The sequence below is a fragment of the Pseudoalteromonas sp. MMG010 genome, from assembly GCF_018100905.1.
Taxonomy (GTDB): Bacteria; Pseudomonadota; Gammaproteobacteria; order Enterobacterales; family Alteromonadaceae; genus Pseudoalteromonas.
The window spans coordinates 164,650-181,420 of sequence record NZ_JAGJEG010000002.1 but is presented as its reverse complement, the minus strand read 5'-3'; the positions used below and the strand labels follow the sequence as shown (position 1 = coordinate 181,420).

Genomic DNA, 16,771 nt, shown 5'->3' with positions numbered 1-16,771 from the left:
CTAAAATAAACTTAAACTAATCGTGTTTTAGTTTTTTTCAACTTTAGCCCAAGAATCTCTCAAACCAACGGTTTGATTAAACACCAAAGCCTCAGATTTAGTATCTCTTGAGAAATAGCCTGTTCTTTCAAATTGAAAGCCCTGCCCTAGCTGCGAATCAGCTAAAGACTTTTCAAGTTTAGCGTGAGTAAGCACAACTAATGACTCTGGGTTCAATGTAGTTTCAAATTCTTCAGCTGCGCCAGGATTTGGTACATTAAACAATCTATCGTAAAGACGGACTTCTGCTGTTACAGATTCAGGAGCAGACACCCAATGGATAACCCCTTTTACTTTGCGGCCATCACTTGGATTTTTTCCTAACGTCTCGTCATCATAACTACAGTAAATAGTGGTTATTTCGTCATTTTCGTCTTTTTCAACACGGTTTGCTTTAATAACATAAGCGCCGCGTAAACGAACTTCTTTATCAAGTACTAAACGCTTAAATTTATTATTAGCAGACTCTCTAAAATCTTCGCGTTCAATATAAAGTTCGCGAGTAAACGGAACTTCACGACGACCCATTTCTTCTTTATTTGGGTGATTTGCAACGCAGAGTGTTTCGATGTTATCAACAGGATAGTTTTCTATTACGACTTTCACTGGATCTAATACAGCCATTGCTCTAGGTGCATTTTCGTTTAGATCATCTCGAATACACGCCTCTAGCATTCCCATTTCTACCATGTTTTCTTGCTTAGTTACGCCGATACGTAAACAAAACTCACGAATAGAAGCCGGTGTATAGCCGCGACGTCTTAAACCCGCGATAGTAGGCATACGGGGATCATCCCAACCTTCAACAAAGTTATTAATAACTAAGTTATTAAGCTTACGCTTAGACATAATTGTATATTCAAGGTTTAACCTTGAAAACTCAATTTGTTGAGGGTGGCATTCTAGACTGATATTATCAAGTACCCAATCATACAACCGACGATTATCTTGGAATTCAAGCGTACATAATGAATGTGTAATACCTTCTAACGCATCAGAAATACAATGCGTAAAATCGTACATAGGGTAAATACACCATTTATCAGCAGTTTGGTGGTGATGCGCAAAACGCACACGATATATAATTGGATCGCGTAAAACCATAAACGAACTAGCCATATCAATTTTGGCGCGTAATACACACTCGCCTTCTTTGAATTCGCCTGCTCGCATTTTTTCAAACAATGCTAAGTTTTCATCAACAGTGGTATCGCGATATGGGCTATTTTTACCTGGCTCTTTTAATGTACCACGGTATTCACGTGCTTCATCGGCAGATAAAAAGCACACATATGCTAAGCCTTTTTCGATAAGTTCTACAGCGTAACCATATAAAGTATCAAAATAGTTTGAAGAATATTTAATGTCGCCATCCCAATTAAAACCTAACCATTTAACATCTTCTTTTATAGAATTAACGTAGTTAATGTCTTCTTTTTCAGGGTTAGTATCGTCAAAGCGGAGATTACATTGACCATTATAATCTTGGGCAATACCAAAATTTAAACAAATAGATTTAGCATGACCTATATGCAAAAAGCCATTAGGCTCAGGTGGGAAACGGGTATGCGTTGAAGCATGTTTTCCAGCTGCTAAATCTTCATTAATACGTGTTCTAATAAAGTTACTTGGGCGATTCTCGATTTCCGCCATAGGAGTCTGATCCTCTGAATAATGCGTGATAACAAAACTAAGCCATTATTACAAAAAGCAGCTCTAACATACAGTACTACCTGCGTTTATATTTAAATTCGATTGGTTAAATACGTCATTAAATGAATAGAGAAAAAGAATGGGTTCACGTTAATCTGATTTTTAAGCAATATACTCTGAAGCTAAAAAATATAAGAAAAGTATTTAAGAAGCCGATAGATAATAATGAATTAAAATAAATGCAAAAAAAAGACCCGCAAAGCGGGCCTTTATTAAGAAAATTTAAGCGGTAATTACCAGCCTGTTTTTTCTTTAAGTGCTTTACCGATTTCAGCTAGAGAGCGAACTGTTTTAACGCCCGCAGCTTCTAGTGCAGCAAATTTCTCATCAGCAGTACCTTTACCGCCAGCGATAATTGCGCCAGCATGACCCATACGCTTACCTTCTGGTGCAGTAACACCAGCAATGTAAGATACAACAGGTTTAGTAACGTTAGCTTTGATGTATTCTGCAGCTTCTTCTTCTGCAGTACCACCAATTTCACCAATCATTACGATTGCTTCAGTTTGTGGATCTTTTTCGAACATTTCTAAAACGTCGATAAAGTTAGTACCAGGGATTGGATCACCACCAATACCTACACAAGTAGATTGACCAAAGCCAGCATCAGTAGTTTGCTTAACCGCTTCGTACGTTAAAGTACCAGAGCGTGAAACAATACCTACTTTACCTGGTTTATGGATATGGCCAGGCATGATACCAATTTTTGTCTCACCTGGTGTGATAACACCTGGACAGTTAGGACCGATCATACGAACACCAGAGTTATCAAGTTTAACTTTAACGTCAACCATGTCTAGTGTTGGGATACCTTCAGTGATACAAACGATTAGTTCGATACCAGCGTCGATAGCTTCTAAGATTGCATCTTTACAAAAAGGTGCTGGTACATAGATAACTGAAGCGGTAGCACCAGTTTCTTTTACTGCATCACGAACTGTATTAAATACAGGTAAACCAAGATGAGTTTGACCACCTTTACCAGGGCTTACACCACCAACCATTTGTGTACCGTACTCAAGCGCTTGCTCTGAGTGGAAAGTACCTTGGCCACCGGTGAAACCTTGACAGATAACTTTTGTATCTTTATTGATTAATACAGACATTATTTGCCCTCCGCAGCAGCTACAACTTTCTCAGCAGCGTCTGTTAGTGATTCAGCAGCGATGATGTTTAAATCAGATTTAGCAAGTACTTCACGACCAAGCTCTGCATTAGTACCTTCTAAACGTACAACTACAGGAACGCTTACACCTACTTCTTTAACTGCACCAATGATACCTTCAGCAATCATGTCACAACGTACGATACCACCAAAGATGTTAACTAAAACAGCTTTAACATTGTCGTCAGAAAGAATGATTTTAAATGCTTCAGAAACACGCTCTTTAGTCGCGCCGCCACCTACATCTAGGAAGTTAGCTGGTTTGCCGCCATGTAGGTTTACGATATCCATCGTACCCATTGCAAGGCCTGCACCGTTAACCATACAGCCAACGTTACCATCAAGTGCTACGTAGTTAAGTTCAAAACTTGCAGCATGTGCTTCACGCGCATCTTCTTGAGATGGATCGTGCATTTCACGGATTTTAGGTTGACGGTAAAGTGCATTTCCGTCGATACCGATTTTACCGTCTAGACAGTGAAGGTTACCTTCGTCTGTAATTACTAACGGGTTGATTTCTAATAATGCAAAATCAAAGTCGTTAAACATGTTACCAAGACCCATAAAGATCTTAACAAATTGCTTCATTTGTGTAGGATTAAGACCTAATTTAAAGCCTAACTCACGTGCTTGGTAAGCTTGAGGACCTACAAGTGGGTCAATCTCAGCTTTATGAATAAGCTCTGGAGTTTCTTCAGCAACAGTTTCAATTTCAACACCGCCTTCAGTAGACGCCATGAAAACAACTTTACGAGAAGCACGGTCAACAACTGCACCTAGGTACAATTCGTTTGCAATATCTGTACAGCTTTCTACTAAAATTTTAGCAACTGGCTGACCTTTTTCGTCTGTTTGGTAAGTAACTAAGTTTTTACCTAACCAGTTAGCAGCAAATGCTTTAACGTCGTCGATTGTTTTAACTAGCTTTACACCGCCAGCTTTACCACGTCCACCTGCGTGAACCTGAGTTTTAACAACCCACATATCGCCGCCAATTTTTTCAGCAGCAGCAGCAGCTTCTTCAGGTGTATCGCAAGCGAAACCTTGAGAAACTGGTAAACCATATTCGGCAAAAAGTTGTTTTGCCTGATACTCATGCAAATTCATGATGCTTTATCCAATTTTTTATACTAAAAGAGCTGAATATTTATGCAAATACCCAACTATCCCAAATTGCGCACCTAGTATAGATCCCAAGGCTTAACATGAAAACCCCAGTTGCAATAAAGGCGCAAAAAAAAAGCTGTGAACACGGTTCACAGCTTACATTTTATACTACTTGATTAAACATCTAGTAGTAAACGTGTTGGATCTTCAAGTAACTCTTTAATAGTTACTAAGAAACCAACAGATTCTTTACCATCAATTTGACGGTGATCGTACGACAGTGCTAAATACATCATTGGTAAAATTTCAACTTTACCATTAACTGCCATCGGACGTTCTTGGATTTTATGCATACCCAAGATTGAAGACTGAGGTAGGTTGATAATCGGCGTAGAAAGTAATGAACCGAATACACCACCGTTAGTAATTGTGAAATTACCGCCAGTCATGTCATCTAGTGTTAGCTTACCATCACGGCCTTTAAGTGCTAATTCACGAATACCTTTTTCAATTTCAGCAACTGATAACTTATCGCAATCTTTAAGTACCGGAGTCACTAAGCCACGAGGCGTAGATACTGCGATGCTGATATCGAAATAGTTGTGATAAACAATATCATCACCATCAATCGATGCATTTACTTCAGGGAAACGTTTAAGCGCTTCAGTAACGGCTTTAACATAAAAAGACATAAAACCTAAACGAATACCATGACGCTTTTCAAATACTTCTTGGTACTGCTTACGAAGGTCCATGATTGGTTTCATGTTCACTTCGTTAAAAGTGGTTAACATTGCAGTTGAGTTTTTAGCTTCTAATAAACGGTTTGCAATTGTTTTACGTAAACGCGTCATAGGAACACGTTTTTGCGTACGGTCACCCATAGGTGCTGGAGCTGGAGCCGATTTAGCCGCTGGTGCCGGTGCTTTTAAGAATGTATCTACATCTTCTTTAGTAACACGGCCATTTTTACCTGACCCTTTAATTTTAGAAGCATCTAAGCCTTTTTCTGCAATTAAACGACGTACAGATGGTGTTAACACATCTGAACTATCTGAAGAATCACTGGCAGCTGGTGCTGCTTGTGCAGGTGTTGATGCCGCAGGTGCTGCACCCGCTTTAACGTTACCAATAACTTGTTCGCCAAGTACAGTATCGCCCTCAGCGTTAAGCTGCTCGCCCATAATACCGTCTTCTTGAGCTACAACTTCAAGAACAACTTTATCAGTTTCAATGTCTACCAAGTTTTGATCACGTGTAACCGCTTCACCTGGTTGTACATGCCATGTAGCAATTGTTGCGTCTGCAACTGATTCTGGAAGTACAGGTACTTTAATATCCACTTCTTTACCTTCTGATGCTGGTGCTGATGGCGCCGCTGGCGCGTTATCTTTAGACTCTGGTGCAGCTGCTGAATCAGGTGCTGCCTGTGCATCACCTAATAAACCAATTACTTGGTCGCCTAATACAGTTTCACCTTCGGCTTGTGAAATATCAGTAATAACACCGTCATTAGGTGCAACTACTTCTAAAACCACTTTATCTGTTTCAATATCGACTAAGTTCTGATCGCGGCTTACTTTATCACCAACGCTAACATGCCATGTCGCAACGGTAGCATCAGCAACCGACTCAGGCAGAACAGGAACTTTAATTTCTGTGCTCATTGCTTATCCTTTCTTGTCTATAGTAAGCGCATCGGCAACGAGCGCTTGTTGTTCTTTAGTATGTACCGACATATATCCACATGCAGGTGACGCTGATGCTTTACGACCAGCATAAGTTAATTTAGCGCCCGCTGGAATAGCGTCTACAAAATGATGTTGTGAACAATACCAAGCACCTTGGTTTTGTGGCTCTTCTTGACACCAAACAAAATCTTTAACATGTTGATAGTTGGCCATAATAGCTTCCATTTCAGCATGTGGGAATGGATATAACTGTTCCACACGAACGATGGCAACATTATTAAGCTCAAGCTTACGACGTTCTTGTAAAAGTTCGTAATAAACTTTACCACTACAAAATACAACACGTTCAACTTTATCAGCAGCAATGTCATCAATTTCGTCAATCATATTATGGAAAACACCTTCAGAAAGTTCTTCTAAAGACGATACCGCTAATGGATGACGTAATAATGACTTAGGCGTCATTACAATCAATGGACGACGTAATGGTCTAACCGACTGACGACGTAGCATTGCATAAACTTGCGCAGGTGTAGATGGAACACATACTTGCATATTATGATCAGCACATAACTGTAAAAAACGTTCTAAGCGTGCTGAGCTATGTTCAGGCCCTTGCCCTTCATAACCATGCGGTAACAAAATAGTAAGGCCACATAAACGTCCCCACTTTTGCTCACCTGAGCTTAAGAATTGGTCAAATACAACTTGAGCACCATTAGCAAAGTCACCAAATTGTGCTTCCCATAATACTAATGAAGTAGGCTCTGCCGTTGCATAACCATATTCAAAAGCAAGAACCGCTTCTTCAGATAATACTGAGTCAAATACCTCAAAAGTACCTTGTTCTTCACTAAGGTGCTGTAATGGTAAGTAAGTAGAACCATCTGTTTGATTATGTACCACAGCATGACGATGGAAGAATGTACCACGACCAGAATCTTGACCTGTTAAACGTATATCGGTACCTTCGGCTGCGATAGTTGCATAAGCGAGTGTTTCAGCCATACCCCAATCAAGCGGTTTATCACCTGAGGCCATCGCTTTACGATCGTCATATATTTTCTTTACACGAGACTGCGCTTTATGACTTTCTGGATATGAAGAAACAAGTTCACCAAAATGCTTTAGTTTTTCAACTGAAATACTTGCATCATAATCAACACTCCAGTCATGACCTACATACTTAGACCAATCTGATGAATGAGAAGTTACTGGCTGAATTTCTTCAACAACACAATTACCATCATCTAATCCATTACGATAATCATCTGCTAACGCTTTAATTTCACTTTCAGTAAATGAACCTTCAGCAATTAGTTGATCTGCGTAAATTAAACGTGGCACAGGGTGCTTTTTAATTTTTTGGTACATAATTGGCTGTGTTGCATTTGGCTCATCAGCTTCATTATGTCCGTGGCGACGGTAACACACTAAATCGATTACTACATCACGCTTAAACTGGTTTCTAAAATCAAGGGCAATTTGAGTTACAAACGCAACCGCTTCTGGATCATCAGAGTTAACGTGGAAAATAGGAGACTGAACCATTTTTGCAATGTCAGTACAGTAATCGGTAGAACGTACATCGTCTTTTTTACTTGTTGTAAAACCAACTTGGTTGTTTACAACAATACGAATACTACCACCACAACTAAATGCATTAGTTTGAGATAAGTTAAATGTTTCTTGTACAACACCTTGACCAGCAATCGCAGAATCACCATGAATAGTGATTGGCAATGCTTTAATGCCTGAGCTATCGCCAAGACGGTCTAAACGAGCACGTACAGAGCCCATTACTACTGGGTTAACAATCTCAAGGTGTGACGGGTTAAAAGCTAGCGCCATATGAACATTACCACCTTTGGTAGCAAAGTCAGACGAATAACCCATGTGGTATTTAACATCACCAGAGCTTAATGTATCTTTATGTTTCCCGGCAAACTCATCAAACAACTCTGATGGATTTTTACCCAGCACATTTACAAGCACATTTAATCGACCACGGTGAGCCATACCAATAACCGCTTCTTGTTGACCGCTTTCACCGGCACGATGAATAAGCTCTTTCAACATTGGTACTAACGCATCACCACCTTCAAGTGAGAAGCGCTTAGCACCCGGGAATTTAGCCCCTAAATATTTTTCAAGGCCATCAGCTGCCGTTAATCCTTTGAGGATTCGTAGCTTTTCATTCTTTTCGAATTTTGGCATTGATTGAACAGATTCTAGACGTTGTTGTAACCAACGCTTTTCTTCTGTTGATGTGATGTGCATATATTCAGCACCGACAGAACCACAATACGTAGTTTTAAGTGCCTGATATAACTCACCCAAAGGCATAGTATCGCGGCCTACGGCAAACGATCCTACGTTAAACTCGCGGTCAAAATCAGCTTTAGATAAATCGTGGTATTCTAGCTCTAAATCTCTAACACGTTCACGTTGCCAAATACCTAATGGATCTAGGTTTGCATTTTGGTGACCACGGAAACGGAAAGCATTAATAAGTTGCAGTACTTTGACCTGTTTATGATCAGAACCACCGCCCTCTGCTACCACTACTTCTCTATGCTTGTTTTTAGCAAGCGCCGCAAATTGTGAACGAACTTCAGAATGTTTAACTTCAACATTCACACCCTCTACTTTAGGTAGTTGTTCGAACACTTCTCGCCATTCTTCTGGCACCGAAGTCGCATCATCTAAATACGCTTCATAAAGCTCTTCTACATAAGCAACGTTACCGCCGTTTAAATGTGAAGATTCTAGCCATGCCTTCATCACACCTTCGTGCATTTATAAGCCCTTTTCTTTAGCGCAGAAATTATTTGTTATAATTACAAGATGGCTAAAAAAACTTAGCCATCTTACGGTTATATCTATAATTAAACCGCTCGGTTTAATAACATAGATTTTATATGCCCAATTGCCTTGGTTGGATTAAGGCCCTTAGGACACACGCTAACACAGTTCATTATACTGTGACAACGGAACACACTGAACGCATCGTCTAAGTCTGCTAAACGTTCTTCAGTTGCAGTATCTCGGCTATCTGCCAAGAAACGGTAAGCATGAAGAAGGCCTGCTGGACCGATGAACTTGTCTGGATTCCACCAGAACGAAGGACATGATGTCGAACAACATGCACATAAAATACACTCATAAAGACCATCTAACTTATCACGTTCTTCGATAGATTGAAGACGCTCACCAGCCGCAGGCTGATCATTTATTAGGTACGGTTTAACTTTTTCGTATTGAGTGTAGAACTGACTCATGTCAATAACAAGGTCACGAACCACAGGTAAGCCCGGTAAAGGACGAATTACTATTTTACCTTTGCCACCTTTTTGTAGCGTAGATAATGGAGTAATACAGGCTAAACCATTTTTACCATTCATGTTAACGCCATCAGAACCACACACACCTTCACGGCATGAACGACGAAATGATAATGTTGGATCTTGCTCTTTTAATAATAAAAGTGCATCCAAGACCATCATGTCCTGACCTTCCTCTGTTTGCAAAGAATATTCTTGCATACGCGGCGCGTTATCAACATCTGGATTGTAACGATAAACTGAAAATTGTACTTGTGCCATCGTCTCGCTCCTAGTATGTACGTGCTTTAGGTGGGAAAGCTTCACGCGTTTTCGGCGCGTAGTTAACATCACGTTTGCTCATTTCATCCGTATTTGGATTATAAATTGAGTGACATAACCAATTCGTATCATCACGATCTGGGAAGTCAAAACGAGAATGCGCACCACGGCTTTCAGTACGGAAGTTTGCAGCTACTGCTGTAGAGTAAGCTGTTTCCATTAAGTTATCTAGCTCAAGACATTCGATACGTTGTGTGTTGAAGTCTGATGATTTGTCATCAAGACGAGCATGTTGTAAACGTTCACGAATTTCTTTTAATTCAGTTAGACCTGCAGCCATCGAATCACCTTCACGGAAAACCGAGAAGTTTAATTGCATACACTGTTGAAGGTCTTTCTTAATTTGAACTGGATCTTCACCTTGACCAACCGTTGAATTTTCCCAACGATTAAAACGCGCAAGAGACGCTTCTAAGTCAGACTCTGACGCGGCTTTAGATACTTCAACATCTTTAAGGTATTTACCTAAGAAGTTACCAGCAGCACGGCCAAATACAACTAAATCAAGTAATGAGTTACCGCCAAGGCGATTTGCACCGTGTACAGATACACACGCAATCTCACCAACAGCAAATAAACCTTCAACAACAGTTTCATTGCCATTAGCATCAATTTGTAATGCTTGACCATTCACATTAGTTGGTACACCACCCATCATATAATGACAAGTTGGGATAACTGGAATTGGTTCTTTAGCAGGGTCAACGTGAGCAAATGTTTTCGCTAGATCACATACACCAGGTAGACGTAAATTAAGTGTTTCTTCACCTAAATGGTCTAGCTTAAGTTTAATATGAGGACCTAAAGGACCGTCACAACCACGACCTTCACGAATCTCTGTCATCATTGAACGAGCAACAACATCGCGAGATGCTAAATCTTTTGCGTTAGGTGCATAACGTTCCATGAAACGTTCGCCATCTTTATTTAAAAGATAACCCCCTTCACCACGACAACCTTCTGTTACAAGCGTACCTGCTCCAGCGATTCCGGTAGGGTGAAATTGCCACATTTCCATGTCTTGCATAGAAATACCAGCACGGGCCGCCATACCTACACCATCACCGGTATTGATATGCGCATTTGTTGTTGATGCAAATATACGCCCTGCACCACCTGTCGCTAATACAACTGCTTTAGATTTGAAATAAGTGATTTCACCGGTTTCAATATCAATAGCAGTACAACCTACGACATCACCATTATCGTTCTTAACTAAATCTAATGCATACCATTCAGAAAATACATTAGTTTTGTTTTTAACGTTTTGTTGGTAAAGAAGGTGTAATAATGCGTGACCGGTACGGTCAGCAGCTGCAGCAGTACGCGCAGCTTGTTCACCACCAAAGTTTTTCGATTGACCACCGAAAGGACGTTGGTAAACACGGCCATTTTCAAAACGAGAAAATGGTAGTCCCATGTTTTCTAATTCAGTAATTGCTTCAGGACCGGTTTGACACATATATTCGATAGCGTCTTGGTCACCGATAAAATCGGAACCTTTAACGGTATCGTACATATGCCATTCCCAGTTATCTTCATGTGAGTTACCAAGCGCTACAGTAATACCACCCTGTGCAGATACAGTGTGCGAGCGAGTTGGAAATACTTTAGAGATTAAAGCACATGTTTTACCTGATTCTGTAATTGCAAGCGCGGCACGCATACCCGCACCACCTGCGCCAATTACAACGGCATCAAATTCACGAACAGAATAATTCACTTAAACACCCCACAAAACGATGAGACCAATTGCTACATAAGCAAGGGCCATCAAGTTTAATACAAAGCCTAATGCCGCACGTAACTGTGCATTTTTAACGTAATCTGTTAAAACTTGCCAAAGGCCAATGCGGGTATGAACCATAATGCAAACCAGAGTTACTAAAGTAAACCCTTTCATTGCTAGGTTAGAGAAGAGGCCCGTCCAGGCTTCGAAAGTGACTTCTGGTGTTGCTAAGAAATAGCCAATAATAAAAATTGCGTATGCAGTGATTATTAAAGCTGTTGTACGTAAAGATACGAAATCTTGTACACCATCACGTTTTAGAGTTGCTTGATTTAACACCATATCCACACTCCTGCCAATACAGCAAATACAACGCCTAAAGCCATTGCAATTTTAGCGCTGATATTTCCTGATTCAAGTTCTTCCCAATGTCCCATATCCATAATCATATGACGGATACCACCAATTAAATGGTAACCTAATACAGAAACAGTGCCCCAAGCTATAAATTTGGCAATAAATCCGCTAAACAGACCCTTGACGAATTCAAAACCATCAGCTGAAGAAAGAGACTCTGACCAAGCCCAAATGACAAACGTTAAAGCAAAAAATAATGCAACACCGGTGACGCGGTGAAAAATTGACGCTTTAGCCGTTGCCGGCATTGATATAGTTGTTAGATCTAGATTTACAGGTCTTTGCTTTTTCACAGTTACTTGCCCATCTTGCCCACAGTGGAGCTCATCTACTTGTTATTCTAAACCCACTAAAAAATTTAGTGGAACTATCAAAGTAAAAATATTAATCCATTATAAAATCACAAAAATGCAAAATTAAGATGTAAAACATATTTACCAAAATACAATATGGTTAAAAAACCTTGGTTAGTATATCTAGCCCTAAGTCTTTTTACAATTCTTGATTAGTTAGAGTCGTTTGCGAATTAGCCATTGGTATAATGTTTTTTATTTTTTCGAATATTTATTATACAAAAATGCATAATGATTATAAAAATTGACTTTAACCCCCTCTTTCAAGTTAAAATGAGTGGATGTGCTTAAGACAGTTTTCAGAACTTAAAAAATCAGAAAATCAAATATAGTTATCTTAATAGGAGATACATAGATGGCAGATAAGAAAGCCACAGTCCAAATTGATGGACTAGATTCAATAGAACTTCCAATTTATCAAGGCACCGCGGGCCAAGATGTAATCGATGTACGTACTTTAGGTTCACATGGTTACTTTACTTACGACCCAGGTTTTATGTCTACTGGTTCTTGTGAATCTGCAATCACTTATATTGATGGTGGTAAAGGTATCTTACTTCATCGTGGTTACCCAATTGAGCAACTAGCAGATAGCTCAAACTATGTAGAACTATGTTATTTACTATTAAATGGCGAGTTACCTACTGAAGAACAACTTGCTGTATTCTCAAAAGAAATTACAACTAGCACTATGCTAGATCAAAAAATTGCTAACTTCTTCCAAGGTTTCCGTTTTGACGCTCACCCTATGGCAATGCTGTGTGGTGTTGTTGGCGCATTATCTTCTTTTTACCATGAAGACTTAGATATTACTGATGCAAATCAACGTCAAAGTAGCGCGATTAAATTAGTTGCTAAATTACCAACTATTGCAGCGATGGCTTACAAAACAAACGTAGGTCAACCATTTGTTTACCCTCGTAACGATTTAAGCTACGCAGAAAACTTCTTACATATGATGTTCTCTGTACCAGCTGAAGAATACAAAGTTAATCCAATTACTGCTAAAGCAATGGATAAAATCTTCATGCTTCATGCAGATCATGAACAAAATGCATCTACTTCTACAGTACGTCTTGCGGGTTCTTCAGGTGCAAATCCATATGCATGTATTGCAGCGGGTATCGCATCACTTTGGGGACCTGCTCACGGTGGCGCAAACGAAGCATGTTTAAACATGTTAGAAGAGATTGGTTCAGTTGATCGCATTGATGAATACGTTGCAAAAGCAAAAGACAAATCTGACCCATTCCGTTTAATGGGCTTTGGTCACCGTGTTTACAAAAACTTCGATCCACGTGCTACAGTAATGCGTCAAACATGTCATGAAGTTTTAGCAGAGCTTAATATCCAAGATCCATTGCTTGATATCGCAATGAAGCTAGAACAAATTGCACTTGAAGACCCGTACTTTGTTGAGAAGAAACTATACCCTAACGTAGATTTCTACTCAGGTATCATCTTAAAAGCAATTGGTATTCCTACTAGCATGTTTACAGTTATCTTCGCGATGGCTCGTACTGTGGGTTGGATTTCTCATTGGGATGAAATGTTATCTCAACCAGGTCACAAAATCAGTCGTCCACGTCAGTTATATACTGGTGAGACACATCGTGATTTTGTATCTGCTGATAAACGCTAATCACGTTATATCTTATAAAAGGCCGCATTTGCGGCCTTTTTTGTTTCGTAATACTTGAGTAATAATTTAAAGCTATTACAATCTCTGCCTTTATTAAATAAACTAAATTAATCATGCCAGATAAATCATTTGATATTAATCTTATAAGAAAAGACTTTCCTACTTTAAATCAGATGGTTAATGAACACCCTTTGGTCTACCTTGACTCTGCTGCAACCACACAAAAACCACAGTATGTCATTGATAAAACAACTGAGTATTATCAGTTACTCAATGCGAATGTTCACCGAGGCAAGCACTTTTTGAGTGAACAAGTCACGACTCAATACGAACAAGCACGTCTCAATATCGCTGCCTATTTTAATGTACAGGCGAAAGAAATAGTGTGGACAAAAGGGGCTACAGAATCCATTAATTTAATAGCTCATGGTTTAACATCGAAGCTTAACGATAATGATACTGTCATGATCAGTCCATTAGAACATCACGCTAATATTGTACCGTGGCAGGTTTTATCTCAAAAAACAGGAGCTGATTTAAAAGCGTTACCTTTAAACCCCGATGCTACTTTTGATATTGATGCCTGTTGTGACTTTATACGAGAACATAAACCAAGCGTACTTGCGCTTACTCATGTCTCTAATACCTTGGGTAATATTACTAATATAGCCCCTTTAATTAACGCTGCAAAAGCGATTGGCTCATTGGTCGTTATTGATGGTGCGCAAGCGGCTATGCATTTAAAACCTGATTTAGCCGCGCTAGATTGTGACTTTTATGTATGCTCTGCACACAAAATGTTAGGGCCTACGGGAGTGGGTGTGCTTTATGGCAAGTACTCTATTTTAAATACACTAGATCCCTACCAAACCGGTGGCGAAATGATAGAAACTGTCACCTTAAATCATTCAACTTACCGTTGTGCACCAGCAAAATTTGAAACTGGAACACCTAATATAGCGGGTGTTTTAGGTTTTTCAGCTGCTATTGATTATTTAAATTCACTAAACCACAGAGAAATTTGTGATTACGAAGCGAATTTGTTTAGATACGCCTCAGAAAAATTGGTAAGAATAAAGGGTATAACCATTTACAGCAGCCTATCTGACAATATTGGTACACTTTGCTTTAATTATAAAAATGAACACCCTTATGATTTGTCAACTTTACTTGACAGTTTTGGCATTGCAGTAAGATCTGGTCACCACTGTACACAACCATTAATGGCACATTTAAAGTTAAATGGCAGTGTAAGAGCCAGTTTTTGTTTTTATAATACCTACGAAGATGTTGATAATTTCATCAATTCACTGCATGAATGTCTCGAAATGTTAGATTAATAAGGAATTAACAATGACAAAAACGTATAAAAAGCTTAGCCAATCTATCGAAAATGCAGCCACATGGCAGCAAAAATACCGAGAAATAATGCTTTTAGGTAAAACCTTACCGCCATTAAATGATATTTTAAAAACATCCGATGCATTAGTTCCAGGTTGTGAGAGCAAAGTATGGATGTATATTGATTTTGACCTTACCGAAAATACATTATTGGTAATAGGTGATTCGGATACCAGAATTATAAAAGGCTTACTAGCTCTTATACTTGCGATGTATAACGGGTTAACGCCTCAGCAAATTTTAACGATTAATGCATTTGCTGAGTTTGAAAAATTAGGTTTAATTAAACACTTAAGTGCGTCGCGAGGGAACGGTGTTAAAGCTATGGTAGATAAAATTCATACCACGGCGTTAACTAAAGTTAGTTAACTTCGTTAACTAACTATTTCGTTGTTTTTTGTCTAAATATTTTCGCATCGCTTTGGCGGCCACAAAAAAACCAAAACTTCCTGTGATCATAGTCACAGAGCCAAACCCATTATTGCAATCCATATTCATGCTGCCATCAGCATTTTGCTTTGCATGACACACACTTCCATCATTACCTGGATAGACAAGCTGTTCGGTAGAGTATACACAATCAATATTGAATTTTCGTTTAGGGTTATTACTAAAATTATATTGCTTACGTAAAATATAACGTACTTTGGCTAACAAAGGATCTTGAGTCGTTTTTGCAACATCGCCAAACGTTATTTTACTGGGATCAGTTTGTCCGCCAGCACCACCGGTGGTAATAATCGGTAATTTATTACGTTTACAATGGGCAATTAATGCTGCTTTCTCTTTTACTGCATCAATACAGTCAATAACATAATCATAATTATTAATATGTTCTTGGATATTATCTAACGTGATAAAGTCATCAATAATATGAATATTACATTCAGGATTAATTAATTCACAGCGCTCTTTCATTGCATCGACTTTAGCTTTACCGATACTTCCAGATAAAGCATGCACTTGTCGATTTACATTAGTGGCGCATATATCATCTAAATCTATAAGCGTTATATTACCTATTCCACTTCTGACCAAAGCTTCTGCAACCCAACTCCCTACTCCTCCAATACCAACAACACAAAAATGAGCATCTTGTAACCAAGAAAATTGCTTTTCACCATATAAGCGCTTAATGCCGCCAAAACGTATATCTGTTACTGTTTCAGTCATTTACCAATCCAATTGCCATGGGTTTTCCCACATTTTAAATTCTTTTTCATCAAGTAGAGCTAAAAACTCATCGCCTTGTTTAGGGCGTAAACTAATAGAAATTCTCTGTTCTAACCAATCAAAACTTAGCGCATAAGCATGAAGATAAGTACGTGAAGACGCTGTGCCACTATAGGCGGTATCACCGAGTATTGGCGCACTTATGCTTTTCATTGCTACCCGTAATTGGTGTGTTTTACCACTGTAGGGTTTTAGTATATAAGCTCGATAACCAGGCTTGTAATTTAGTGAATAAAAACGAGTAATAGCGGGATTAATTTTTGTTGTTAATAATTTAAAAGTCCCACGGCGACTTTTATCCATATCCCCTTTTATCCATCCTTGTTTTTTCTTTGGCTTTTTATCACTAATCGCTAAATAATATTTATTAATTAGGTGCTCACTAAAAAGGGATGTAAATTTTGCAGCAGCGAGCTTATTACGCGCAAGTATAATTAAACCCGAAGTCACTTTATCTAATCGATGAACCGAAAATAACTTTTCATTTAATTGTTGTTCTGCTTGAACAACAAAACCAGCTTGTTCTTCACTATGAAAACTCATCCCTTGTGGTTTTTCTATAATATAAAAATCGCTATGTGAAAAAACAACATTCAGTTCATCATAGTTATTCATT

The 16,771-nt window shown here is 39.0% G+C and carries 14 protein-coding genes; 3 read left to right on the top strand and 11 right to left on the bottom strand.

Annotated elements, in window-relative coordinates:
• Window positions 1–27: 27 nt before the first annotated feature.
• The 9 genes from glnS to sdhC form a co-directional block, all read right to left on the bottom strand.
• Window positions 28–1,692 (bottom strand): glutamine--tRNA ligase, encoded by a 1,665-nt coding sequence (gene glnS, locus J8L70_RS03775; protein ID WP_211054146.1) that lies wholly within the window; start codon window positions 1,690–1,692, stop codon window positions 28–30.
• A 293-nt stretch (window positions 1,693–1,985) separates the two neighbouring features.
• Window positions 1,986–2,858: a succinate--CoA ligase subunit alpha gene (sucD, locus tag J8L70_RS03770; RefSeq protein WP_211054145.1), complete on the bottom strand. Its 873-nt coding sequence runs from the start codon at window positions 2,856–2,858 to the stop codon at window positions 1,986–1,988.
• Window positions 2,858–4,024: an ADP-forming succinate--CoA ligase subunit beta gene (gene sucC / locus J8L70_RS03765; protein ID WP_211054144.1), complete on the bottom strand. Its 1,167-nt coding sequence runs from the start codon at window positions 4,022–4,024 to the stop codon at window positions 2,858–2,860. The genes sucD and sucC overlap by 1 nt, the downstream gene beginning before the upstream one ends.
• A gap of 176 nt (window positions 4,025–4,200) precedes the next feature.
• On the bottom strand, window positions 4,201–5,691 hold the full coding sequence (odhB, locus tag J8L70_RS03760; RefSeq protein WP_211054143.1) for a 2-oxoglutarate dehydrogenase complex dihydrolipoyllysine-residue succinyltransferase: 1,491 nt from the start codon (window positions 5,689–5,691) through the stop codon (window positions 4,201–4,203).
• Window positions 5,692–5,694: 3 nt separating this feature from the next.
• Window positions 5,695–8,514, bottom strand: a complete 2,820-nt coding sequence (sucA, locus tag J8L70_RS03755; RefSeq protein WP_211054142.1) for a 2-oxoglutarate dehydrogenase E1 component — start codon at window positions 8,512–8,514, stop codon at window positions 5,695–5,697.
• 89 nt (window positions 8,515–8,603) lie between these two features.
• Window positions 8,604–9,320, bottom strand: coding sequence for a succinate dehydrogenase iron-sulfur subunit (locus J8L70_RS03750; protein WP_211054141.1), 717 nt, complete (start codon window positions 9,318–9,320; stop codon window positions 8,604–8,606).
• Between the two features lie 10 nt (window positions 9,321–9,330).
• On the bottom strand, window positions 9,331–11,103 hold the full coding sequence (sdhA, locus tag J8L70_RS03745) for a succinate dehydrogenase flavoprotein subunit (RefSeq protein WP_211054140.1): 1,773 nt from the start codon (window positions 11,101–11,103) through the stop codon (window positions 9,331–9,333).
• On the bottom strand, window positions 11,104–11,451 hold the full coding sequence (gene sdhD, locus J8L70_RS03740) for a succinate dehydrogenase, hydrophobic membrane anchor protein (RefSeq protein ID WP_211054139.1): 348 nt from the start codon (window positions 11,449–11,451) through the stop codon (window positions 11,104–11,106).
• A complete protein-coding gene (gene sdhC, locus J8L70_RS03735) occupies window positions 11,442–11,819 on the bottom strand; it encodes a succinate dehydrogenase, cytochrome b556 subunit (protein ID WP_211054138.1) in 378 nt (125 codons plus the stop codon). Before sdhC ends, sdhD begins: the two co-directional genes overlap by 10 nt.
• A 415-nt stretch (window positions 11,820–12,234) precedes the next feature.
• Here sdhC and J8L70_RS03730 point away from each other — a divergent pair, with 415 nt between their 5' ends.
• The 3 genes from J8L70_RS03730 to J8L70_RS03720 all read left to right on the top strand — a co-directional run bounded on the left by J8L70_RS03730 (window position 12,235) and on the right by J8L70_RS03720 (window position 15,291).
• The gene (locus J8L70_RS03730; RefSeq protein WP_211054137.1) at window positions 12,235–13,521 is read left to right on the top strand and encodes a citrate synthase; all 1,287 of its coding nucleotides are present in this window, start codon (window positions 12,235–12,237) and stop codon (window positions 13,519–13,521) included.
• A 113-nt stretch (window positions 13,522–13,634) separates the two neighbouring features.
• Window positions 13,635–14,861, top strand: coding sequence for a SufS family cysteine desulfurase (locus J8L70_RS03725; RefSeq protein WP_211054136.1), 1,227 nt, complete (start codon window positions 13,635–13,637; stop codon window positions 14,859–14,861).
• Window positions 14,862–14,874: 13 nt separating this feature from the next.
• Window positions 14,875–15,291 (top strand): SufE family protein, encoded by a 417-nt coding sequence (locus J8L70_RS03720; protein WP_211054135.1) that lies wholly within the window; start codon window positions 14,875–14,877, stop codon window positions 15,289–15,291.
• Between the two features lie 9 nt (window positions 15,292–15,300).
• Here the strand turns inward: J8L70_RS03720 and tcdA are convergent, their stop codons facing one another.
• Window positions 15,301–16,095, bottom strand: coding sequence for a tRNA cyclic N6-threonylcarbamoyladenosine(37) synthase TcdA (gene tcdA / locus J8L70_RS03715; RefSeq protein WP_211054134.1), 795 nt, complete (start codon window positions 16,093–16,095; stop codon window positions 15,301–15,303).
• Window positions 16,096–16,770: a TIGR01621 family pseudouridine synthase gene (locus J8L70_RS03710; RefSeq protein ID WP_211054133.1), complete on the bottom strand. Its 675-nt coding sequence runs from the start codon at window positions 16,768–16,770 to the stop codon at window positions 16,096–16,098.
• Window position 16,771: the final 1 nt, after the last annotated feature.

Coding starts and splice junctions, on each gene's coding strand:
- glnS (WP_211054146.1), bottom strand. CDS start 1,692: ATGGCGGAAATCGAGAATCGCCCAAGTAACTTTATTAGAACACGTATT.
- J8L70_RS03750 (WP_211054141.1), bottom strand. CDS start 9,320: ATGGCACAAGTACAATTTTCAGTTTATCGTTACAATCCAGATGTTGAT.
- J8L70_RS03720 (WP_211054135.1), top strand. CDS start 14,875: ATGACAAAAACGTATAAAAAGCTTAGCCAATCTATCGAAAATGCAGCC.
- J8L70_RS03725 (WP_211054136.1), top strand. CDS start 13,635: ATGCCAGATAAATCATTTGATATTAATCTTATAAGAAAAGACTTTCCT.
- sucC (WP_211054144.1), bottom strand. CDS start 4,024: ATGAATTTGCATGAGTATCAGGCAAAACAACTTTTTGCCGAATATGGT.
- sucA (WP_211054142.1), bottom strand. CDS start 8,514: ATGCACGAAGGTGTGATGAAGGCATGGCTAGAATCTTCACATTTAAAC.
- odhB (WP_211054143.1), bottom strand. CDS start 5,691: ATGAGCACAGAAATTAAAGTTCCTGTTCTGCCTGAGTCGGTTGCTGAT.
- J8L70_RS03710 (WP_211054133.1), bottom strand. CDS start 16,770: ATGAATAACTATGATGAACTGAATGTTGTTTTTTCACATAGCGATTTT.
- J8L70_RS03730 (WP_211054137.1), top strand. CDS start 12,235: ATGGCAGATAAGAAAGCCACAGTCCAAATTGATGGACTAGATTCAATA.
- tcdA (WP_211054134.1), bottom strand. CDS start 16,095: ATGACTGAAACAGTAACAGATATACGTTTTGGCGGCATTAAGCGCTTA.
- sdhD (WP_211054139.1), bottom strand. CDS start 11,451: ATGGTGTTAAATCAAGCAACTCTAAAACGTGATGGTGTACAAGATTTC.
- sucD (WP_211054145.1), bottom strand. CDS start 2,858: ATGTCTGTATTAATCAATAAAGATACAAAAGTTATCTGTCAAGGTTTC.